The following is a 21,866-nucleotide window of genomic DNA, read 5'->3' on the forward strand; positions in this document are numbered from 1 at the left end:
AACGTGTCAAATGCTTCAAAATTCGGCAAAGTAGCGGTGTTGCTTGGTGGTAAGTCTGCTGAGCGTGAGGTTTCTCTAGATAGTGGTGCAGCTGTACTTGAAGCATTGGTTCGTTCGGGTGTAAATGCAGAAGCTTTTGACCCGCAAGAGCGTAGTGTGACGGAATTGGTCGGTTATGACCGTGCGTTTATTGTGTTACATGGTCGCGGTGGGGAAGACGGTCAAATCCAAGGTGTCTTAGAGTGGCTCAACATCCCGTATACTGGAACAGGCGTACAGGGTTCTGCTATTGGCATGGATAAAGTTAAAACCAAGCAAGTTTGGCAGGGTTCAGACTTACCGACAGCGCCTTATCGCATCATTAGCCAAGAGTCAGATTTAGCTGAAGTGGTGGCGAATTTGGGTCTTCCACTGATTATCAAGCCAGTACACGAAGGTTCAAGTGTCGGCATGAGTAAAGTCGAAAAAACAGAAGATTTGGTAGCGGCAATTGCCAAAGCGACCCAACACGATGCTGTGGTGATGGCTGAAAAATGGATTACGGGACGTGAATTCACGATTTCATTTTTAAATGGTCAACCGCTACCTGTGATTCGTCTACAACCGCCTGCGGATGTGGCTTTTTATGATTACGAAGCGAAATATCAGCGTAATGATGTGGAATACGGAATTCCGTGTGGCTTAAGCGCTGAAGAAGAGCAAAAGTTGCAAGCGCTTTGCCTCCGTGCATTCCAAGCGGTAGGTGCAAGTGGTTGGGGCCGTATTGATGCGATGCAAGATGAGCAAGGCAATTTCTGGTTATTAGAAGTGAACACAGTCCCAGGGATGACCAGTCACTCTTTGGTGCCGAAAGCAGCAAATGCAGTGGGTTATAGTTTTGATGCGCTTTGTGTCCAAATTTTAGAGCAAACACTGACAGGTGTGGCTCACTAAATGGCGCAATTACCCGCTTCTATGCGCCGTAAACGTGCAGCGATTACTTCGATACACGATAAACCACCGACGCGTAAGGAAAAGCTTGCCAACTTCGGTGGTTGGGTGATGTTGGTCGTTGCCGTGGCGGTGCTGTTGGTTGGTATTTATGGCTTATATCAAGTCATGACAGATGCTCGTGTGGCCGAACTTGATGTAGTAGGTGTACGTTCTGAGGCGGAAAAGAATCAGGTGATGGGACATGTTTCACCAGCCATTACCCATAATTATTTCACCTCAGATTTAGAAGAAATTCGTGATCGCACTTTAGAGCTGGCTTGGGTCGATCGCGTGGTGGTTTCGCGGGCATGGCCGAATGCGATTCGCGTTCGTGTTATGCCACGGCATGCAATTGCACGTTGGGGGACAGGGCGTCTCTTAAGTGACAGTGGTGACGTATTTAGCGAAGTGACGCCGAAAAATAATCAGAATTTGCCTTTATTACACGGCCCAATCAGTCAATCTAAAATGATGATGCGCCGTTATAATGAAATTAATCAATTATTCCAGCCAGTCAACCTTCGTTTAAAAGAACTATATTTAACGGAGCGTATGACTTGGTTTATGCAGTTCGATTCAGGTTTACGTGTTATCGTAGATCAGGATCAAACCATGAGTAAGCTGCAACGTTTGAGTTATTTGGCTCAAAGTGATTTGAAGCCAGTTTGGGCTAAAGTATCTGCCATTGATTTGCGTTATCGGAATGGCTTGGCCATCCAATGGAAGAATGCTGCCGCACCAAAGATAGCAAATGGTCATTTTGTTGTAACGATTGATGACACAAGCATTGCAGGTGGAGCAGCAGCAAAGCCATAATACTTGGCTTTAAAACAGAGGCATAAAGCCATAAATTAAACAAACATGTGATGGTAGTAGTAAATAATGAATGAAGCGGTTCCCTCAGTTGTTGCGATTGACATTGGGACGCACAAAGTTTCAGTTTTGATTGGTAAGGTACATGCGCCAGACAATATCCAAGTGATAGGAATGGCAACTGCTCGTAACCGAGGCATGAATAAAGGAAAAATTGTAAGTCTTGATAAAGTCATTACAGCGATAAAAAATGCCGTGCAAGAAGCAGAAGATATGGCTGAATGCCGTGTCCATTCCGCGTGGGTGTCGATCCCAAGTGCCGAGTTAAAAAGCTTTTATGCATCTGGACGAACGCCAGTTGAAAATACTGACCATACAATTACAACAAGTGAAGTGGTTCGTGCATTAGAGTTGGCCAAAGCCAGCCACATGACCTCGGATCATTATTTGGTCAGTGCTGTTCCACTGGGCTTTGAGCTGGATGACTCCACTGAGTGGGTACAAAACCCAATACGGATGTCTGCACACAGCATGATTGGCCATTATCAGTTGATGATGTTACCGATTAGTACCATGCAAAACCTTGATCGGGCATTAAAAGGCGCGAACATCGGGGTAGAAAAACTGGTGGTGTCTTGTTTGGCAACGGCAGAAGCGAGCCTACTCAAAGATGAAAAAGAGTATGGCGTCTGTTTGGTTGATATTGGTGCAGGTACCACTAACATTGCTGTGTATTTGGATGGTCGTTTGGCATTGACACATACGTTGCAGCGTGGTGGCGAGCATGTCACCCGTGATATTGCTGCTGTGTTACAAACCACCACTGAAGAAGCTGAGCGAATTAAATTACTCTATGGGTGTGTCGACATTAAGTCGGTTAAACCGGACCATATGATCCAGATCCAAGGAATTGATGGTCCGCAAACGATTAGTCGTATTGAGCTGACTGAAATCGTGATTGCGCGTTATGAAGAAATCTTAGGCCAAGTTCGCCAAGAGCTAGAGCGTAATGGTGCGATTCATGGTTTGTATCATGGTGTGGTGTTAACTGGTGATGCCAGTCAAATCGAAGGTATGGTGACGTTGACTCGTCGTATGTTGGGTGTGTCTGCGCATTTGGGTAATCCACCTGTGCAAGTGACAGCAGATGAGCAAAATATTGCCGCACTGCGTCGCTCTCAGTATGCCACAGCCGCAGGTTTGTTGATGTTTAGTCAGAGCGAAACACAAGAAACCATAGTGGAACCAGAAGATACAGAAAAACTGTCTCTGATTAAACGCGTTGGACGTGCTTGGTCTGGACTCAATGAAAAGCTGAAATCTGTTTTTTAAGTTGAATTTTTTTGGAATATTGTTAAGAAGTTGTACAACGCATCGCTTAAACTTGACAAGCTATGGCTTGCACAGCATGCTTAAAAGCAATTTTGTTTATTAAGATCAAGGCAGTATACGGGCTTAAGTGACTGCCAATAACGAATTAGGAAATCTATAGGTCATGGCCTCATTTGAATTTTTAGAAGATGATCAAACCGATAGCAACGGTCAAGCCCGTTTTACTGTGTTTGGTGTTGGTGGTGCAGGCGGTAACGCCGTACAACACATGCTTGAGTCAGATATTCAAGGTGTAAAATTTGTATGTGCCAATACGGACAAGCAAGCGCTAGACCGTATGAATGCACAATTCAAAATCCAGCTGGGTGAGCAAAGTACTCGTGGTTTAGGTGCAGGTGCTAATCCAAATGTCGGTCAAACAGCGGCTGAAGAAAGTCGTGATTTGATTCGTCAACACCTTGAAGGCACTGACATGGTGTTTGTCACTGCCGGTATGGGCGGTGGTACAGGTACAGGTGCTGCGCCAGTGGTTGCTGAGATTGCCAAAGAAATGGGCATTTTAACCGTAGGTGTGGTGACGACACCGTTTAACTTTGAAGGTAAACGTCGTCTTCAGTCTGCGGAGCAGGGCATTGAAGCATTAGAAGCGCATGTTGACTCTTTAATCATCATTCCAAACCAACGTTTGTTAAAAGTTTTCCGTGACATCTCAATGAAAGATGCCTACAAAAAAGCGGATGATGTCTTATTAAATGCGGTCCGTAGTATCTTTGATTTGGTGGTACGCCCAGGTCATATTAACCTTGACTTTGCTGACTTGAAAACTGCGATGAGCACACGTGGTTATGCCATGATGGGTGCGGGTTTAGGTCGTGGTGAAAATCGTGCACGCCAAGCGGCTGAGCAAGCGATCCGTAGTCCATTGCTAGATAATGTCACCATTATGAATGCCAAAGGGATTCTGATTAATGTGACGGGTGGTGATGATGTTACATTTGGCGAAATCGAAGAAATTACCGACGTTGTGAACCAAATTGTCGATCTAGATGAAGGCCAAGTCTTCTACGGTACCGTATTTGATCCAGATGCGCGCGATGAAATCAGTGTCACTGTCATTGCAACAGGTTTAACTCGAAATTCAGCAGATTCTGCTGAGCCAGTGAAGCGTCCAAATGCACATGTGCAGGTAGCACAACATGGGCATGCAACGCAAGCGGTTGTTGAAGATGATGATGTGCCTGCAATCCAGCGTCAGAACCAAGACGTGGCTGCTGCAGCAAGTTCTGCATCGACAGTGAGTGCTGCACGTCCAACTCCAATGAGTATTCAAGATTACTTGAAAAATCAACAACGTAAGTAGTGTTTGTCTATGTGGTTAAGCCACATATGATGAAGAAAAGGTAGTCTCTGACTACCTTTTTGTTTTTTATCAATGGCTAAATATGCTAACGTATAGCGGTTTAGTGGTGAGATGATATGAAACATGTTGAAACAAAGAACTCTACAACGTGTCGTTAAAGCAAGCGGCATTGGTTTGCATAGTGGTCAAAAAGTCTTAATTAACTTTGTACCACATCATGCGGACGGAGGAATTGTGTTTCGTCGTATCGATCTCAATCCACCCGTCGACATTCGTGCAAATGCGATGTTGATCCAAGAAGCCTTCATGTGTTCAAACTTGGTTCAAGAAGATGCCAAAGTCGGTACCATTGAACATGTCATGAGTGCAATTGCAGGTCTAGGTATTGATAACTTGATCATTGAGGTGTCTGCCTCTGAAGTCCCAATTATGGATGGCAGTGCAGGTCCGTTTATTTACTTGCTCATGCAAGGCGGCCTCAAAGAATTAGATGCCCCTAAAAAATTTATAAAAATACTCAAACCTGTTGAAGCACTCATTGACGACAAACGCGCCATTTTCCGCCCGCATGAGGGTTTCCAACTCAACTTCACGATTGACTTCGATCATCCCGCTTTTAAGAAAGAATATCAGTCTGCCACTATTGATTTTTCAACCGAAACTTTTGTTTATGAAGTCAGCGAAGCCCGTACTTTTGGTTTTATGAAAGATTTGGACTATCTCAAAGCCAATAATCTCGCTTTGGGGGCAAGTTTAGACAATGCCATTGGCGTCGATGAAACCGGTGTGGTGAATGAAGAAGGTTTACGCTTCTCAGATGAATTTGTTCGTCACAAAATATTAGATGCGGTGGGGGATCTTTACTTGCTCGGTCACCAAATTATTGCCAAATTTGATGGATATAAGTCTGGGCATGCTTTGAATAATCAATTATTGCGCAATGTTCAAAGTGATCCAAGCAGCTATGAAATTGTAACATTTGATGACGAAGATCAGTGTCCAATTCCTTATGTGAGTGTGACTTAAGTCATTGTCTTTATTGTGTGATGTTATATTGTAACAAATATAAGTGTGATGAATTTATCATTTTAAAATCGTAATTCTGAAGCTAGTCGCGACGAGGTTACTTTTTTTTGCTTGCCAAACGGCGCATTGCTTGGCTAAGCTTAGGGTCGCTCACAAAGTCAGCAGCACCTCGAATTAAGTCTTGAGTTTCTGTGCTTAGCGATCTTGAAATAGATTGTATCTTTGCGGGTGTTTGAGAGGGGATTCTCAAACGAACTTGGAGTTTTTGTAGGTCTTTAAACTCATCAAGTTCCGATAGTTGTGCAATATATTGTTTTTGAAGGTAACCAAGTTGACTAATCATCGCTTGATTTTCGCCGGTAATCGTCAAAATACCATATTGATAACAAACAACCTGCCACTGCTCTGGTTGCGGTAGGATAGGTTGAATCAGTTTTGTAAGTTTCTGCCATGCAGTCACTTGCTTTGAGAGAAACGTTAAGTTTCCTGTTTTTATGTGTTTTCTGGTTTGTTGAAAGAGATTCACTGGTTCGGACATACATATTTCCTTCATGTTAATGTCTTAATCTTATGCGCTTCTTTCGGTAGATATCAAGGACGAGATCACGCAAGAAACATTCGTAAGAACAGTTTTAAGAGGTTTTTTATGCATATGCGACGTATTTTGTTGGCTTTTTCTTTTGCGGCATCGGCTGCTTCAGTAGCCTTCGCTGATTTGGTAGAACTCAATACAAATAATGCATCTTCGGATCGAATTGAGCAATTGACACGCACTTTATCGGAAGGTGCTTATACTGAATCAAATGATATTGATGTTCCTGCCGAAACGAAAATGTCCGTTCAGCTCCGTGAGAAAACGGTTGAACTCAACAACGCTTCACTGGCGAAAAAATACGGTTCGGAATCCTCTGCAAAAAGTTTTTCAACTAATCCATATTCGTGGTTAGTGACACACCCGCTTCCAAGTGCACGTGTTAGCTCAAGTTACGGTGGCCGAACCATGAATGGTCGTGCTGAGCGTCACTCAGGTCTAGATCTTGCTGCGCCAAGCGGTACACCGATTTATGCGACAGGTCCAGGGATTGTGACCAAGTCAGGTTGGGGTACAGGTTATGGTCAATATGTTGAAATTAACCATGGCAATGGTTACATCACGCGCTATGCTCATGCATCACGTTTAATCGCTCGTGTTGGCGACCGTGTAGACGCGGGTGAACATATTGCCAATGTTGGTTGTACAGGTCGTTGTACAGGCCCACATTTACACTATGAAGTAGTTAAAGATGGCCAGCGCAAAAATCCATCGACTTATCTAGCCATGTTGCCTTAATCCGATTTGATCGATGATCCGAACTTACCGTTGGTCTGATGCTTGAAAAAGGAATACAGCTCTGACGAAATCTAAGTTAGCATCAAAAAATAGCATTAAATGTATAAAAAACCGCCTAAATTGGCGGTTTTTTGTTATCTTGGGTAACGAATGGTCAATGACTATTTAGTTGCTAAATAGTATGGCTCGGCCATATTCAGCTGTAGCGATACTCTTATAGGACGAAAGTATGATACATATTAGCGTATAAGATTAGGATATCGAAATAGGTGAATTATGGCGTTTTATGGTGATACTGACGCGCAAGAAACGCAAGAATGGCAAGATGCGTTTGACTCCGTTTTACAACACATGGGGACTGAGCGTGCAGCTTTTCTACTGGAAAAACTGTATCAACAAGCAATCGCTAAACATGTCCCTATTCAGCGATTAAATACGCCTTATTTAAATACAATTTCAGTGGCTGAAGAACCTGCAATGCCGGGCGATCAAGACATGGAGCGTCGTATCCGTGCGTTGATTCGTTGGAATGCGCTAGCGATGGTACTCCGTGCCAATAAAACGGGTGATGACTTAGGTGGTCACTTGGCAAGTTTCGCATCTTCAGCAACATTATATGATGTCGGTTTTAACCACTTTTTCCGTGCCAATAACGACAACTTTGGCGGCGACATGATTTATTATCAAGGTCACTGTGCGCCAGGTATTTATGCGCGTTCGTTCCTTGAAGGTCGTTTGACTGAAGAGCATCTAAACAATTTCCGTCGCGAAGTGGACGGTGTTGGCTTACCTTCTTATCCGCATCCATACTTAATGCCTGATTATTGGCAGTTCCCAACGGTATCGATGGGTCTTGGCCCAATCATGTCGATTTACCAAGCACATATTCAAAAATATTTGATGAACCGTGGTTTGATTAAAGAAGAAAATCGCAAAGTTTGGGCATACCTTGGCGATGGCGAGATGGATGAGCCAGAAAGCACAGGTGCAATTTCACTTGCGGGTCGTGAAAAATTAGACAATCTCATTTGGGTTGTAAACTGTAACTTACAGCGTCTAGATGGCCCAGTACGTGGTAACGGTAAAATTATTCAAGAATTAGAATCTTTATTCCGTGGTGCGGGCTGGCGTGTCATTAAAGTGGTTTGGGGCCGTCATTGGGACCCACTACTTGCAAAAGACAAAACTGGTGCTTTAAAGTCGGTTATGGAAGAAACACTGGATGGCGAATACCAACGCTTACAAGTGAAGGGCGGTGCATATGCACGCGAAAAATTCTTTGGTAAATACCCAGAAGCGGCTGAGTTGATTAAAGACTTAAGCGATGAAGATATTGATAATCTAAATCGTGGTGGTCATGACCCGTACAAAGTTTTTGCAGCCTATGCAGAAGCATGTACAGCCAAAGGTCAACCAACTGTAATCTTAGCGAAAACTGTTAAAGGTTATGGCTTGTCTGATGAAATTGAAGCGGTAAATAAAACGCATCAAATCAAAAAGATGCAAATCGAATCTTTAAAATATGTACGTGATCGCTTCAATTTGCCATTTAACGATGAGCAATTAGAAGAAGTGCCTTTCTATCGTCCAAGCGAAAACTCGCCTGAATTGAAATATATGAAAGCACGTCGTGAAGCACTAGGTGGTTATTTGCCTGCACGTCGTAAAGAAAGTGAACAGTTGGCTATTCCAGAACTTTCTGTCTTTGATGCAGTATTAAAAGGCTCACAAGGCAAAGAACAATCAACCACCATGGTGATGGTTCGTTTAATCGCTGCATTGTTAAAAGAAAAAGCAATTAAAGACCGTGTTGTTCCTATTGTTCCAGATGAAGCACGTACTTTTGGTTTAGAAGGTATGTTCCGTCAGTTAGGTATTTATGCAGCCAATGGTCAGCATTACACGCCTGAAGACCAAGAACAGTTGATGCATTACCGTGAAGCAAAAGATGGTCACATGCTTCAAGAAGGTATTAACGAAGCAGGTGCGATGAGTGCTTGGGCGGCATTGGCAACAAGTTATTCAACCAATAACTTACCTATGATTCCAATGTACATGTACTATTCTATGTTTGGTTTCCAACGTATTGGCGACATTGCATGGGCTGCAGGCGATGCACAAGCACAAGGTTTCTTGTTGGGTGCTACAGCAGGCCGTACAACGCTCAATGGCGAAGGCTTACAACACCAAGATGGTCACTCACATATTCTTGCGAACACGATTCCGAACTGTGTGTCGTATGACCCATGTTTTGGTTATGAATTAGCAGTTATTGTGCATGATGGTTTACAACGCATGTATGTGAACCAAGAGCGTATTTTCTATTACTTAACGGTAATGAACGAAAACTACGAGCATCCTGAAATGCCACAAGGTGCTGAAGAAGGCATTAAACGTGGTATGTACTTACTTCAAAAAGATGAAAAAGCCACTGTTCAGTTGATGGGTTCAGGTGTGATTCTGCGTGAAGTCATTAAAGCAGCACAAATCTTACGTGATGAATACCAAATCCATTCAAATGTATTTAGCGTAACAAGTTTCAATGAACTTGCACGTGATGGTATGGCATGTGAAGAATATAACCGCTTGCATCCAATGAGCGAGAATGTGAAAGAGGCTTGGGTGACTGAGCAACTGCGCGGTACAGAAGGTATCGTGGTTTCTGCAACAGATCATATGCGTGCTTATAGCGAACAAATTCGTGCATATCTTCCAGACAACCGTCCATTCGTAGCATTGGGTACAGATGGTTATGGTCGTTCAGATTCACGCGCTAAATTACGTAGCTACTTTGGTGTAGATGCAGCGCACATTGTTGTTGCCACACTGAAGAAATTGGCTGATGAAGGTGAAGTGGATGCACGCTTAGTGAAAGATGCCATCTCTACATTTGAATTAGATACGGACCGTCCTGTGGCTTGGGCTCCTCAAGCAACGCCATCTGTACACGCTGTAGCTGACTACAAAGAGGAGAAATAAGTATGCAAATTACAACTCCTGATATTGGTGTAGATAAAGCCGTTGTTGCTGAAGTTTTGGTCAAAGTCGGCGATCGCATTGCGGTTGATGACAGTGTCGTTCTATTAGAATCAGACAAAGCATCTGTTGAAGTGCCTAGCACTTCAGCAGGCGTTGTTAAAAGCATTTTAGTAAACTTAGGTGACTCGGTTGCTGAAGGTGCAGCGCTGATTGAGCTGGAAGCCGAGGGACAAACTGAAGCGCCAGCAGTACAAGCACAGGCTGACGTTGTACAAGCTGAAGAAAAGACTGCACCCGTTGCTGTTGCTGAAACGGTTGCACCCGCTGCGACTACAGTATCACAAGTGATTGATGTGCAAGTGCCAGACATTGGTGTAGAAAAAGCAACCGTTGGTGAAATTTTGGTGTCGGTTGGCGATCAAATTGATGTCGATCAAAGCATCCTTGTGGTTGAGTCAGACAAAGCGACGGTTGAAGTCCCGAGTACGATTTCAGGCACAGTGGAATCGATTAGCATTCAAGTTGGTGATAGTGTTAAAGAAGGTGTGGTGATTCTGACTGTAAAAACAGCAGCGTCAGTTGCACCAGTGACTGCTGAGCCTGCGCAAGTTGCAGCACCTCAAGCCACTGAAGCTCAGCCTGCTGAAGCGGCGCCACAATTAGCTGCTGCACCTGCAGGTGCGTTTGAAATTGCAGTGCCTGACTTGGGTGTGGATAAAGCGGCTGTTGCTGAAATCTTGGTGTCAGTAGGTGATACGGTTGAAAAAGATCAAAGTATTATCGTGGTTGAATCAGACAAAGCAACGGTTGAAGTACCAAGTACAACAGCAGGTGTGATTAAAGCCATTCATGTTGCATTGGGACAAAATGTATCGGAAGGTGTGGCTTTGGTGACCATTGAAGCCGAGGGCCAAGCCCCTGCACCAGTGGCTCAAGCTGTTGCTCAAACATCAGCGAAACCTACAGCAGCTCCAGCTGCAACTACACCAGTGCTGACATCTACTGTACAAGTTGCACCAGCAGTTCAAGGTGCAGATAAACTGACCAAAGAGCAAAATGCAGCCAATGCTAAAGTCTACGCGGGTCCTGCGGTACGTAAACTGGCGCGTGAATTGGGCGTGGTACTGGCAGAAGTAAAAGCCTCTGGGCCGCATGCACGTTTAATGAAAGATGACATTTTTGCTTATGTGAAAGGTCGCTTAACAGCACCGCAAACTGCACCTGCTGCGACGGTTGTTGCTGCCGCGGGCTTGCCGAAACTGCCTGACTTTAGTGCGTTTGGTGGTGTAGAAGAGAAAGTGCTGACACGTCTGCAACAAGTCTCTATTCCGCAGTTGTCTTTAAACAACTATATTCCGCAAGTAACTCAGTTTGATTTGGCGGATATTACTGAACTTGAAGCTTGGCGTAATGATCTTAAAGGTAACTTTAAGAAAGATGGTATTAGCTTGACCATTATGGCTTTCATTATTAAGGCTGTTGCGCATTTACTCAAAGAAGAACGTGATTTTTCCGGTCACTTGGCTGATGATGGCAAGTCTGTACTCTTGCGTAACGAAATTCATATGGGCATTGCTGTAGCAACGCCAGATGGTTTAACCGTTCCTGTACTCCGTAATCCAGATCAGAAATCGATTAAAGACATTGCGGTGGAGCTTGGTGTATTGGGTCAGAAAGCACGTGATAAGAAGCTTTCGCCGAAAGATCTACAAGGTGCGAACTTCACGATTTCAAGCTTAGGTGCAATTGGTGGTACGGCATTTACACCACTGGTGAACTGGCCGCAAGTCGCAATTTTGGGTATTTCTCCAGCGACGATGCAACCGGTATGGAATGGTCAAGGTTTTGATCCGAAACTGATGTTGCCGTTGTCATTGTCTTATGATCACCGTGTGATCAATGGGGCCGATGCAGCGCGCTTTACCAATAAGCTGACCAAGTTGTTGAAAGACATCCGTACTTTGCTGATCTGATGATCTAGCTTTTAGCCCTGCTATTCTCTCTTCTCAAAAGAGAAAAATAGCGGCTGGAAGCACTGAAAAAAATACCTCAATAAAGACCCTGCTTCGGCAGGGTCTTTTGTATTTATAGATTGCCAAAAAACATATTTTCGCCTAACATGGTGTTACTTCATTGGGGAGTAGCCGCTGTTCCTAAGAACAGGTGATGATCAACATATTTGCTCTAAAAAGAGCATGGTCATCATAGCAAAGAACCAAATGAGCTTCTAAAGAGCTTTCTTTTGTTGGCAAGACCTTTGATTTACCACTCTGCAGATTTTTGGCTAGCAGGAGCGGTGAGTCATTGGTATTTGTTATGCTAGCCAGAGAAAGACATCATGTATGAATTCCTCCTCTCCACAGCCATCGTGGCTTTAGCTGAAATGGGCGATAAGACCCAACTGCTTGCATTGTTACTTGCTGCACGTTTCCGTAAACCCGTCCCAATTCTATTGGCTATTTTGCTGGCGACCATTATTAACCATGGTGTCTCTGCTGTTTTAGGCCAATGGATCACCACAGTTTTAAGCCCTGATGCGCTGATCTGGATTCTCTCGATTGGTTTCATTGCTATGGCAGGTTGGATGTTAATTCCTGATCAGTTGGATGATGAGTCAGGCAGCATTAAGAAGTGGCAGAAGCTTGGGGTATTTGGTGCAACGTTTGTGTTGTTCTTCTTGGCCGAAATTGGAGATAAAACCCAAATTGCGACAGTGGCTTTAGCGGCACGTTTTGACAGTATTGTTTGGGTGATGTTGGGTACGACTTTAGGGATGATGTTGGCTAATGCGCCAGCGGTCTTTATTGGCGATAAGTTGGCGACCAAGTTGCCAATTGCCTTAATTCATAAAATTGGTGCGGCCATTTTCTTGGTCATTGGTGTTGCAACACTTGTACAGCATTATTTCTTCTAATTTATCGTAAAAAATAAGAATCCCGACTTAAAAAATCGGGATTTTTTCTTGAAAACTTATCTTCAATTTATTGATATATCAAATGATATTGGTCGCAAATGCATTGTAAGTTTGTGTAAATCCATATATGTTGTAGGTATTAAAAAGTCTTTTAAGAAAAACAGCATTTTGAGGGGATGGGCATGGCATTTGACCGCACAACGTCACAGGTTTTATATGATGATGGCACACATAAGTGTATTAGCTTTACCAGCTTGGTCAAAGGCGAGGGTGTACAGGCAAATCAGTTCTTAATTATTGACCATGAGCGTGCAGCAGTCTTAGATCCCGGTGGGGACTTAACCTATGTACCGTTGACCATGGAGTTGAATAAATATACCCGTTTGACCAATCTTGATTTTGTGATGGCCTCACACCAAGACCCCGATATTATTACCTCAATGCCGCGTTGGTTGGTCTATACCGAAGCGAAAGTGGTGGCTTCTAAACTTTGGGCACGCTTTTTACCCCACTTGAACTCTGCCTTTATGAGTGAGCGGATGAAAGGCAACTGGCTGGATCGTTTAGTGGAGCTACCTGACCACGGTCAAGTCATCACTTTGGGACAATCCTCCATTATTGCTGTGCCTGCCCATTTTCTACATTCGGTAGGCAATTTTCAGTTTTATGACCCAATTGCCAAGATTCTATTTTCAGGCGATATGGGGGCATCGATGGTGGACGATGCCTCAAAACCTTTGGAAAACTTTGCTGCGCATATTCCTAAAATGAAAGGGTTTCATCAGCGCTATATGTGCAATAACAAAGTGATTCGTTTATGGGTCAATATGGTCCGTACCATGGATGTTGAAATGATTGTACCGCAGCATGGGACACCGTTTATTGGGCACGAGCAGATTCATCAATTTTTAGACTGGATTGAGACTTTGGAGTGCGGTACAGACTTGATGGATGAGAGTGTTTTTACCTGTCCAACTTAAGTGACAAAATAGTCGTAAATTTTGCTTGTTTGGCAACCACAATTTTTTTAATATTTTCTTCCAAAAAAAGTTTTTGAAAATGAGAATATAAAGGATGTTGTCTCAAGTTCCAACGGAAGATGCCTGTTTAAGCTGCGGGGCATGTTGTGCCTTTTTTAGAGTCTCATTTTATTGGGCTGAAGGCATTTCCATGCCTGAACATTATACAGAGCCAGTGACGGCTGTGTATTCATGCATGGTTGGTACCAATCAAGCTAGCCCACGCTGTATCGCACTGCAAGGCACTATTGGCGAACACGTTAGTTGCGGGATGTATGAACAGCGTAGCTCTTCATGTAAAGAAGTTCAAATTGCTGATGATCAATGCAACAAAGCACGACGTGCACACAATATGATTCCATTTGTACAATTGGAAGCGAGTATTCCAGTCAATGATGAAGGTTTTGATCAAGTGTGTTAATCGGTAAAAGCAGAGTCAAGGCTCTGCTTTTTAGTTTTTGAAAGTAAATCAAATTCATCTTAAAACAAGAAATAAAAAATAAAGGTGAAAATGAAGGTATCAAATAAAATATGGGTTTTATCACTTTATTTTCTAAGATAAAAAAAATAAATTTTCAATTGAAATGAAATTTAAGTTCATATTTGTTTATAATAGCGCACGGAAATTACCAGTGAGACTGCCATGTTGACCATCGTTCAAGACGCGTTAACTTTTGATGATGTCCTATTACTCCCTGCCTATTCTACTGTTCTCCCAAAAGATGTCTCATTAAAGACACGATTCACGCGCGGCATTAATTTAAATATCCCCCTTGTTTCAGCAGCAATGGATACGGTGACTGAATCACGTATGGCGATTGCGATGGCGCAAAACGGTGGTATTGGTATTTTGCACAAGAATATGGATATTGCTGCACAAGCTGCAGAAGTCCGTCGTGTGAAAAAATTTGAAGCAGGAATGGTGAAAGATCCAATCACTGTGACACCTGAAACTACAGTGCGCGAATTGATTTCGATTACTCAAGCCAACAACATCAGCGGCGTGCCTGTTGTGAAAGATGGCAAAGTGGTCGGTATTGTCACAGGTCGTGATACGCGTTTTGAAACCAACCTTGAGCAACCTGTAAGCAACATCATGACCGGTCAAGATCGTCTCGTGACTGTTCGTGAAGGTGAGTCGAAAGAAAATATTCAAGCATTGCTACAAAAGCATCGCATTGAAAAAGTTTTGGTCGTTGGTGAACACAACGAACTTAAAGGTTTAATTACAGTCACTGACTTCCGTAAAGCGGAAAGCTATCCAAGCAGCTGTAAAGATGACCTTGGTCGCTTACGCGTGGGTGCTGCCGTCGGTACAGGTGTAGAAACACCAAGTCGTGTAGAGGCTTTGGTTGAAGCAGGTGTTGATGCGATTGTCGTGGATACGGCACATGGTCACTCTGCGGGTGTGATCGAGCGTGTACGTTGGGTGAAAGCGAATTACCCACAAGTCCAAGTGATTGGCGGTAACATTGCAACTGGTGATGCAGCATTGGCACTTCTCGATGCAGGCGCAGATGCGGTTAAAGTCGGTATCGGTCCAGGCTCAATTTGTACCACTCGTATTGTGGCGGGTATTGGTATGCCGCAGATTTCTGCGATTGATAGCGTTGCCAATGCACTAAAAGATCAAATTCCATTAATTGCAGATGGTGGTATTCGTTTCTCTGGCGATATGGCGAAAGCGATTGGCGCGGGTGCGAGTACGATTATGGTTGGTTCACTCCTTGCCGGGACTGAAGAAGCGCCAGGTGAAGTGGAATTCTTCCAAGGTCGTTACTATAAAGCGTATCGTGGTATGGGCTCATTGGGCGCGATGGCAGGAGCAACAGGTTCTGCTGACCGTTATTTCCAAGACTCTAAAGCAGGCGCTGAGAAACTTGTTCCCGAAGGAATCGAAGGTCGTGTGCCATACAAAGGGCCAATGGGCAACATTGTGCACCAAATGATGGGCGGTTTACGTTCTTCTATGGGTTATACGGGTTCATCTGTGATTGAAGATCTTCGTCAAAATGCGAAGTTTGTGAAAATTACTTCGGCAGGTATGTCGGAGTCACATGTTCACGACGTTACGATTACCAAAGAAGCACCGAACTATCGCGTTGGTTAATTCAGCTATACCAATTGTTCAATGTAAAAGCCGTCATTTTTATGACGGCTTTTTCGTTTTGGTGTAAAGTAATTCGCAATGAAAAAGGATGATGCAAATCACCCGTTAAGAAGTGAGTAAAATATGAGTTATTTTGGTACCGATGGTATTCGTGGCAAGTTTGGCGTCCTCCCTATTACCCCTGAATTTGCACTTAAATTAGGCTTTGCAGCAGGGAAAGTTTTAAAACGCCACAGTAAAAAATCAAAACCTGTTGTGGTGATGGGGAAAGATCCTCGCTTATCGGGCTATATTTTAGAATCTGCACTACAGTCAGGTCTGAATGCTGCAGGTGTTTACGTGCATCTGTTGGGTCCTTTACCGACTCCTGCGATTGCCCATTTAACTCGTGCTTTACACGCAAGCTTAGGCATTGTGATTTCAGCATCACATAATCCTTATTTTGATAATGGGATTAAATTTTTTTCCAGTGAAGGCAAGAAGCTTCCAGATGCGCTACAAGAAGAAATTAACCAAGAATTAGAAAAAGACCTCATCATTGATGATATAGCCAACTTGGGTAAAAGTGTCCGTGTAGATGATGCACAAGGCCGTTATATTGAATTCTGTAAATCCACATTTCCCTATCATTATGACTTGAATGATTTAACGATTGTGATGGACTGTGCCAATGGTGCAGCCTATAGCGTGGGCCCATCGGTGTTTCGTGAGTTGGGCGCTAAAGTTATTGCTATTCATAATGAACCCAACGGTTTAAACATTAACGAAGGTTGTGGTTCAACACACCCTGAAAGTTTACAACAAGCTGTGGTTGCAAATCGTGCAGATTTGGGCATCGCTTTTGATGGTGATGCAGACCGTGTCATGTTAGTCGATAAGGCTGGGAATTTGATTGACGGCGACCATATTCTATATATCTTGGCGACACAGAGCGCTAAAAAGCCTGCTGGAATAGTGGGTACCTTGATGTCAAACATGGCTTTAGAGCTGGCATTGGATAAAGCGGGTGTAGCATTGTTACGGGCCAAAGTGGGTGATCGTTATGTCCTACAAGGCCTAGAAGAAAAAGGCTGGGTCATTGGCGGTGAGCCATCAGGACATATCTTAACCTTGGATAAAAGTACCACGGGTGACGCCATTATTGCGGCTCTACAAGTGCTTACCGTGATGGTCGAGCAGAAGAAAGCGCTGCATGAATTGGTTGCTGACTTTAAGCTTCTACCGAATGTGTTGGTGAATGTACGTTTAGAGGCGATGTTTGACCCTTATGCAGTGCCTGCTTTGGTGGCTGAATTTGATAAAGCAGAGCAACAACTTAAAGGTCGTGGTCGTTTGTTGATTCGTAAATCAGGCACTGAACCTGTGATTCGTGTCATGGTGGAAGGGGATGATCTCGATGAAGTCAGTAGTTTAGCCCATACATTGGCTGATGCTGTACGTGCGAATGCAGCTTAATAAGGAGTGGAAAAATGAGTGATTTAATTAAAGATCTCAGCGAGCTTCGTTTAAGTTATCAAAAAGGCGAGCTGCGTGAAGATCGCGTAGAAGCCCATCCACATGCCCAGTTCTTGCTTTGGTTTAATCACGCTCTAGAAGCACAACTGCACGAACCTTATGCCATGTCACTGGCGACAGCAAGTGCGCAGGGTCGTCCGCATGTACGAACGGTATTGTTGCGTGGTGCAACTGAAGCAGGGTATGATTTTTATACCAATTATGACAGCCAAAAAGGCTATGATTTGGCTGAAAACCCATATGCAGAGTTACTGTTCTATTGGCAAGAGCAGGAACGTCAGATTCGCATTGGCGGTAAAGTGATCAAAGTTTCTGAAGCAGAATCGACTGACTACTATCATAAACGTCCACGAGATAGCCAAATTGCAGCACATATCAGTACACCACAAAGTGGTGTGATTGAAAGTCGTGAAGTCTTGCAACAACGTTTTGCGCAATTGCAGAACCAAGTTGAAGCTAAATCAGAGCTGAATAAACCCCTCTTTTGGGGTGGCTACCGTCTCGAGCCTGACTACTATGAGTTTTGGCAAGGGCGTCCGAACCGTTTACATGACCGTTTAAGTTATGAAAAACAGCAAGATGTTTGGATGCTGAAGCGTTTGATGCCATAAATGTCAGCCATTCAAATTAAGCAAAGACCCTTCATTACTCATCCTGAATTATTTCAGGACCTTCCTGCGTTTATTGCAGAAATTTTAGCCCGTCGTGGGGTGGCGTCAACGCAGGAGCTGGAGTTAAAGCTCAAGCATTTATTGGCTCCTAGTCTGAAAGGCTTAAATGAAGCGATTCAGTTGATGGATGCTGCAATTGATCAGCAACACAAAATTGTCATTGTGGGTGATTATGATGCAGATGGTGCAACCAGCACCGCTTTAATGGTCTTGGCTTTGCGAGAAATGGGCGCGCAGGTAGAGTATCTGGTTCCAGATCGCTTTAAATATGGTTATGGCTTAACGCCTGCGATTGCGGATTTAGCATTTACCAGCTTTACGCCTGATTTATTGATTACTGTGGATAATGGTATTTCCAGTCATGATGGCGTGAAACAAGCGCAAGATCATGGTATGCAGGTGATTATTACCGATCACCATTTGACCACCAAACCGACTCCCCGTGCCCAAGCGGTAGTGAACCCAAACCAATTGGGGTGTGATTTTCCAAGTAAAGCCTTAGCTGGGGTAGGCGTGGCCTTTTATGTCTTGGCCAACTTATCGACCTATCGTAAAAAACTGAATAAGTCTTCGGCAGTCATGAGTCAGTATTTGGATTTGGTGGCCTTAGGCACCTATGCCGATGTTGCCAGTCTTGACTATAACAATCGCATCTTGGTCGATGTTGGCCTGAAGCGTATTCAACAACATTTATGTCGTCCTGGCATTAGCGCTTTACTGGAGATTGCAGGTCGAGAAGCTGCAACTTTAAAAGCGCAAGATTTGGGGTTTGTACTGGGGCCACGTATTAATGCGGCAGGTCGTATGGAAACCATGGATATCGGTATTGAATGTCTATTGGCACAGGACTTTGCCTCTGCCTATCCATTGGCAGAACAACTGAATCAGTTGAATGTGGAACGTCGTCAGGTTGAAGCGACAATGAAACAAGAGGCCTTAATAGCCTTGGATCAAATTCAACTGGATGATACGGTCTTACCTGCGGCTTTAATCATGTTCGAGCCGCATTGGCATCAAGGGGTGATTGGCATTGTTGCGGGGCGCTTAAAGGAACAGTTTCATCGTCCGAGTATGGTGTTTGCTGCAGATGAAGACGGGATACATATCAAAGGTTCTGCCCGTTCGATTGAAGGAGTGCATATCCGCGATGCCATTGAGTGTGTTGCTGAGCAATATCCACATTTGGTCAGCCACTTTGGTGGGCATGCTGCGGCAGCAGGTTTAACCATTCAAAAAGTCCATTTTGAAGAGTTTAAGCAGGCCTTTGAAGTACTAATGGCAGCTCAGGATGAAGGTTTATTTACTGCGACTTTATGGACCGATGGTGAGTTAGCTGCACAGAATATTCAAGTTGAAACGGTCAATATGTTGCAGCAGATTAGTCCATGGGGGCAAAAGTTTCCAGCGCCTATTTTTGAAGGAAATTTTCAAATTTTAGATTTCCGCTGGTTGAAAGAAGTGCATTTAAAATTACGTATAGCTTTAGACAATGGACAGGTCGTAGATGCCATTGCTTTTAATGCGGCAGACAAATACCAGTTCAATGAGATGAGCCATCAAGTTCGTTTGGTCTATGAGCTGGATAAAAATGAATTTCGTGGCAATGTCAGCGTCCAACTTCGCATTTTGCATTTAGAACAACACTAAAAAACCGCTCTATAGAGCGGTTTTTTTTAATACATTTTAGTTGCAATTAGAAGCGGTAAGCACCACGTAGGCCAAACACATTGTCTTCATCAGCAAAGTCAATCGAACCTTCTAGGCTGACTTGTTGCGTGAAGAACTTTTTCGCACGGATGGTAAATTTCTCAGCATCTTTTTCATCGGTATCAGAGAAACCAAGGCCCACACTAAAAGTTTTATTTAAGTATAAGTCAGCATCGAGGTTGTAGTAATCGATATCACCAAAGATTGCACCACCCTCAAAGTTCATGTCATAGGCACCCACTTGAGTGACATATTTGGCACGTAAAGTTGGGTCGACATCGTCGCCATTATCATTATCGTAGCCAAATAAACCAGCTGCAACCAATAAGCCAGGAACAGGAAGGTAACCTACTTCAGCAGAATAAATAGTGGTATCTAGGTCTTCAACACCATCTGCTTCGTGTTTGGTTTGCCCAATATTACCGTTCAGGTAAAAATCAGAGTTTGGAATAAAATACTCAAGTCCAAAATTAAAGTCTGTGACTTCGTAATAATCATAATCAATGTATGAAACTTCGCCATTGAGATTACTTGAGCGATTTAAGAATGCAGCTTCATTCAGTGGGCTATTTTTGACTTGAACAGGGTTGAAGTAGTACGTGCCATCTACGCCAAAACCTATTGAAGTGTCCCCATGATCAGGATCAGCCACAGCAATGGTGCCACCAATTTCAGCTTGGTAAGCATGAGCAGTCCCGAAGCTTGCGATTAGTGCTGTAGTTAGCGCAATTTTTTTAAGCATTTTAGAGGTTCTCTCTTTGTTATAAAAATATGACTGTTCTATGACAGTTGTAACGAAGTGTACAAAAAAGTAGCAGGGAGTCAATCTTTATTTATAACAATGCTTTATAGAAGTGCAAAAAGCCCATTCGAAAATGGGCTTTGAGTATTCAAGGTTTTCTAATGGGTTTTAGAAACGATATTTAGCAGCTAAACCGAATTTGTTGTAGTCGTTGTTGCCGACTTCACCAAAACCAACACGGCCTTCAAGGCTGACTTGCGGGGTAAAGAATTTACGTGCATTGATACCAAATTCGTTCGTATCACCATAGTCACGGTCTTTACTGTAGTAGTCTACACCTAGGCTTAAGGTTTTATCGATGAAGTAATCTGCTGCAAGATTATATTCGTCTAAATCACCAAAACCTGCGCCTGCTTCTAAGTTAATGTCTTTACCATTGCTTAGGGAAGTGACATATTTAGCGCGAAGAGTAGGATCTACACCATCGTCATAATCGTTGTCATAGCCTTTTAGACCCGCAGCAATTAATAAACCTGGCGCTGGTAAATAACCAACTTCAGCGCCATAAACGGTTTCATCAAAATCGCCACCACGGTCAAATTTCACATCGTCGCGACCAACATTACCACTCACATAGAAATCTGAGTTAGGAATGTAAACTTCAGCACCTACGCCATAACGATGACGTTCATCATTACCAACTTCGTCATACTGATATTTTGCGTTAACGTTACTTGCGCGGTCTAAGAATGCTGCTTCTGCAAGTGGCGCATTACGTGTTTGAACTGGGTTGAAATAGTATGTGCCATCTACGCCAAAAGAGCCGCTTGAACTACCGTTGTCTGGATCAATTAGGCCAGCTGAAGCACCCACCTCTGCTTGGTATGCATGTGCAGTACCTGTGATCGCTAGAGCTGAAAGTAATGCTGAAGCAATTGCTAATTTTTTCATGGTATGTACCCCTCGTAAGTGGACCCGTATTTCATTAATTTTTTGTTACAACTTCAGTCTAGGGCAAAATAAAAAAGCGTCAACCAAAGGAAAGTTAATGCTCTGTATCTAAGGTTACATCGTGTAATTTCTAAAATTTAAATGATTGATAATAAATTATAAATTTATAATGTTTTGTTTTATTAAAATTGTGTAGATTCTGTGGATTTTATAATTTTTGACGCTATTTTAACCAATTTTAACTCAAAATGTTTAGTCCGTTTGTCTGTTGAGAACACTTCTCAGGTGTGTATTTTGTGGGATGGTTCGCATTTATATGCAGCTTGATTCCGGATCAAGCGAATGCTTTTTTGGAGATTAAACGGTTTTAATGTTTAGAAGAAGGGTGTGATTTTGTAGAATTTGAGATGAATAATCCCAGCCGT

18 protein-coding genes and 1 riboswitch are annotated in these 21,866 nt (G+C 43.3%); of the genes, 15 read left to right on the top strand and 3 right to left on the bottom strand.

The window, feature by feature from the left end:
* Window positions 1-3: 3 nt before the first annotated feature.
* The 5 genes from RR876_RS10805 (at window position 4) to lpxC (ending at window position 5,503) form a co-directional block, all read left to right on the top strand.
* The gene (locus tag RR876_RS10805; protein WP_332476310.1) at window positions 4-933 is read left to right on the top strand and encodes a D-alanine--D-alanine ligase; all 930 of its coding nucleotides are present in this window, start codon (window positions 4-6) and stop codon (window positions 931-933) included.
* Window positions 934-1,788 (top strand): cell division protein FtsQ/DivIB, encoded by an 855-nt coding sequence (locus RR876_RS10810; protein ID WP_058870508.1) that lies wholly within the window; start codon window positions 934-936, stop codon window positions 1,786-1,788.
* Window positions 1,789-1,854: 66 nt separating this feature from the next.
* Window positions 1,855-3,117 carry a cell division protein FtsA gene (gene ftsA / locus RR876_RS10815; RefSeq protein ID WP_004691727.1) on the top strand — a complete coding sequence of 421 codons (1,263 nt, stop codon included), beginning with the start codon at window positions 1,855-1,857 and terminating at the stop codon, window positions 3,115-3,117.
* 163 nt (window positions 3,118-3,280) lie between these two features.
* The gene (gene ftsZ, locus RR876_RS10820; RefSeq protein ID WP_332476311.1) at window positions 3,281-4,477 is read left to right on the top strand and encodes a cell division protein FtsZ; all 1,197 of its coding nucleotides are present in this window, start codon (window positions 3,281-3,283) and stop codon (window positions 4,475-4,477) included.
* Window positions 4,478-4,600: 123 nt separating this feature from the next.
* A complete protein-coding gene (gene lpxC / locus RR876_RS10825; protein WP_004691725.1) occupies window positions 4,601-5,503 on the top strand; it encodes a UDP-3-O-acyl-N-acetylglucosamine deacetylase in 903 nt (300 codons plus the stop codon).
* Window positions 5,504-5,600: 97 nt separating this feature from the next.
* Here lpxC and RR876_RS10830 read toward each other — a convergent pair whose 3' ends face one another.
* The gene (locus RR876_RS10830; RefSeq protein ID WP_058870506.1) at window positions 5,601-6,041 is read right to left on the bottom strand and encodes a hypothetical protein; all 441 of its coding nucleotides are present in this window, start codon (window positions 6,039-6,041) and stop codon (window positions 5,601-5,603) included.
* Window positions 6,042-6,149: 108 nt separating this feature from the next.
* On the opposite strand from RR876_RS10830, the gene RR876_RS10835 reads away from it, so the two are divergent.
* The 10 genes from RR876_RS10835 (at window position 6,150) to recJ (ending at window position 19,688) form a co-directional block, all read left to right on the top strand.
* Window positions 6,150-6,833, top strand: a complete 684-nt coding sequence (locus RR876_RS10835; protein ID WP_332476312.1) for a M23 family metallopeptidase — start codon at window positions 6,150-6,152, stop codon at window positions 6,831-6,833.
* Between the two features lie 276 nt (window positions 6,834-7,109).
* Window positions 7,110-9,812, top strand: coding sequence for a pyruvate dehydrogenase (acetyl-transferring), homodimeric type (gene aceE, locus RR876_RS10840; RefSeq protein WP_005401509.1), 2,703 nt, complete (start codon window positions 7,110-7,112; stop codon window positions 9,810-9,812).
* 2 nt (window positions 9,813-9,814) lie between these two features.
* Window positions 9,815-11,785 carry a 2-oxo acid dehydrogenase subunit E2 gene (locus RR876_RS10845; protein ID WP_332476313.1) on the top strand — a complete coding sequence of 657 codons (1,971 nt, stop codon included), beginning with the start codon at window positions 9,815-9,817 and terminating at the stop codon, window positions 11,783-11,785.
* A gap of 150 nt (window positions 11,786-11,935) precedes the next feature.
* Window positions 11,936-12,074, top strand: a riboswitch (yybP-ykoY riboswitch).
* A gap of 76 nt (window positions 12,075-12,150) precedes the next feature.
* A complete protein-coding gene (locus RR876_RS10850; RefSeq protein WP_004691720.1) occupies window positions 12,151-12,726 on the top strand; it encodes a TMEM165/GDT1 family protein in 576 nt (191 codons plus the stop codon).
* Window positions 12,727-12,908: 182 nt separating this feature from the next.
* Window positions 12,909-13,706: an MBL fold metallo-hydrolase gene (locus RR876_RS10855; protein WP_062031972.1), complete on the top strand. Its 798-nt coding sequence runs from the start codon at window positions 12,909-12,911 to the stop codon at window positions 13,704-13,706.
* 94 nt (window positions 13,707-13,800) lie between these two features.
* A complete protein-coding gene (locus RR876_RS10860) occupies window positions 13,801-14,166 on the top strand; it encodes a YkgJ family cysteine cluster protein (RefSeq protein WP_004978263.1) in 366 nt (121 codons plus the stop codon).
* 222 nt (window positions 14,167-14,388) lie between these two features.
* A complete protein-coding gene (gene guaB / locus RR876_RS10865; RefSeq protein WP_004691717.1) occupies window positions 14,389-15,855 on the top strand; it encodes an IMP dehydrogenase in 1,467 nt (488 codons plus the stop codon).
* A 123-nt stretch (window positions 15,856-15,978) separates the two neighbouring features.
* Window positions 15,979-17,310 carry a phosphoglucosamine mutase gene (gene glmM / locus RR876_RS10870; protein ID WP_332476314.1) on the top strand — a complete coding sequence of 444 codons (1,332 nt, stop codon included), beginning with the start codon at window positions 15,979-15,981 and terminating at the stop codon, window positions 17,308-17,310.
* 14 nt (window positions 17,311-17,324) lie between these two features.
* Window positions 17,325-17,981 (top strand): pyridoxamine 5'-phosphate oxidase, encoded by a 657-nt coding sequence (gene pdxH / locus RR876_RS10875; RefSeq protein ID WP_332476315.1) that lies wholly within the window; start codon window positions 17,325-17,327, stop codon window positions 17,979-17,981.
* A complete protein-coding gene (gene recJ, locus RR876_RS10880; RefSeq protein WP_332476316.1) occupies window positions 17,982-19,688 on the top strand; it encodes a single-stranded-DNA-specific exonuclease RecJ in 1,707 nt (568 codons plus the stop codon).
* A 46-nt stretch (window positions 19,689-19,734) separates the two neighbouring features.
* Here recJ and RR876_RS10885 read toward each other — a convergent pair whose 3' ends face one another.
* Complete coding sequence (locus RR876_RS10885; protein WP_332476317.1) at window positions 19,735-20,490, bottom strand: putative porin; 756 nt, start codon at window positions 20,488-20,490, stop codon at window positions 19,735-19,737.
* 168 nt (window positions 20,491-20,658) lie between these two features.
* Entirely contained in the window at window positions 20,659-21,441 is a 783-nt protein-coding gene (locus RR876_RS10890) for a putative porin (RefSeq protein ID WP_332476318.1), read from the bottom strand.
* Window positions 21,442-21,866 lie beyond the last annotated feature (425 nt).

The sequence above is a fragment of the Acinetobacter sp. genome (genome assembly GCF_036666595.1).
Classification (GTDB): domain Bacteria; phylum Pseudomonadota; class Gammaproteobacteria; order Pseudomonadales; family Moraxellaceae; genus Acinetobacter.

Bases quoted from the DNA above. Each gene is read 5' to 3' on its own strand.
- RR876_RS10810 (WP_058870508.1), top strand. From the start codon at position 934: ATGGCGCAATTACCCGCTTCTATGCGCCGTAAACGTGCAGCGATTACT.
- ftsA (WP_004691727.1), top strand. From the start codon at position 1,855: ATGAATGAAGCGGTTCCCTCAGTTGTTGCGATTGACATTGGGACGCAC.
- ftsZ (WP_332476311.1), top strand. From the start codon at position 3,281: ATGGCCTCATTTGAATTTTTAGAAGATGATCAAACCGATAGCAACGGT.
- lpxC (WP_004691725.1), top strand. From the start codon at position 4,601: ATGTTGAAACAAAGAACTCTACAACGTGTCGTTAAAGCAAGCGGCATT.
- RR876_RS10830 (WP_058870506.1), bottom strand. From the start codon at position 6,041: ATGTCCGAACCAGTGAATCTCTTTCAACAAACCAGAAAACACATAAAA.
- RR876_RS10835 (WP_332476312.1), top strand. From the start codon at position 6,150: ATGCATATGCGACGTATTTTGTTGGCTTTTTCTTTTGCGGCATCGGCT.
- aceE (WP_005401509.1), top strand. From the start codon at position 7,110: ATGGCGTTTTATGGTGATACTGACGCGCAAGAAACGCAAGAATGGCAA.
- RR876_RS10845 (WP_332476313.1), top strand. From the start codon at position 9,815: ATGCAAATTACAACTCCTGATATTGGTGTAGATAAAGCCGTTGTTGCT.
- RR876_RS10850 (WP_004691720.1), top strand. From the start codon at position 12,151: ATGTATGAATTCCTCCTCTCCACAGCCATCGTGGCTTTAGCTGAAATG.
- RR876_RS10855 (WP_062031972.1), top strand. From the start codon at position 12,909: ATGGCATTTGACCGCACAACGTCACAGGTTTTATATGATGATGGCACA.
- RR876_RS10860 (WP_004978263.1), top strand. From the start codon at position 13,801: ATGTTGTCTCAAGTTCCAACGGAAGATGCCTGTTTAAGCTGCGGGGCA.
- guaB (WP_004691717.1), top strand. From the start codon at position 14,389: ATGTTGACCATCGTTCAAGACGCGTTAACTTTTGATGATGTCCTATTA.
- glmM (WP_332476314.1), top strand. From the start codon at position 15,979: ATGAGTTATTTTGGTACCGATGGTATTCGTGGCAAGTTTGGCGTCCTC.
- pdxH (WP_332476315.1), top strand. From the start codon at position 17,325: ATGAGTGATTTAATTAAAGATCTCAGCGAGCTTCGTTTAAGTTATCAA.
- recJ (WP_332476316.1), top strand. From the start codon at position 17,982: ATGTCAGCCATTCAAATTAAGCAAAGACCCTTCATTACTCATCCTGAA.
- RR876_RS10885 (WP_332476317.1), bottom strand. From the start codon at position 20,490: ATGCTTAAAAAAATTGCGCTAACTACAGCACTAATCGCAAGCTTCGGG.
- RR876_RS10890 (WP_332476318.1), bottom strand. From the start codon at position 21,441: ATGAAAAAATTAGCAATTGCTTCAGCATTACTTTCAGCTCTAGCGATC.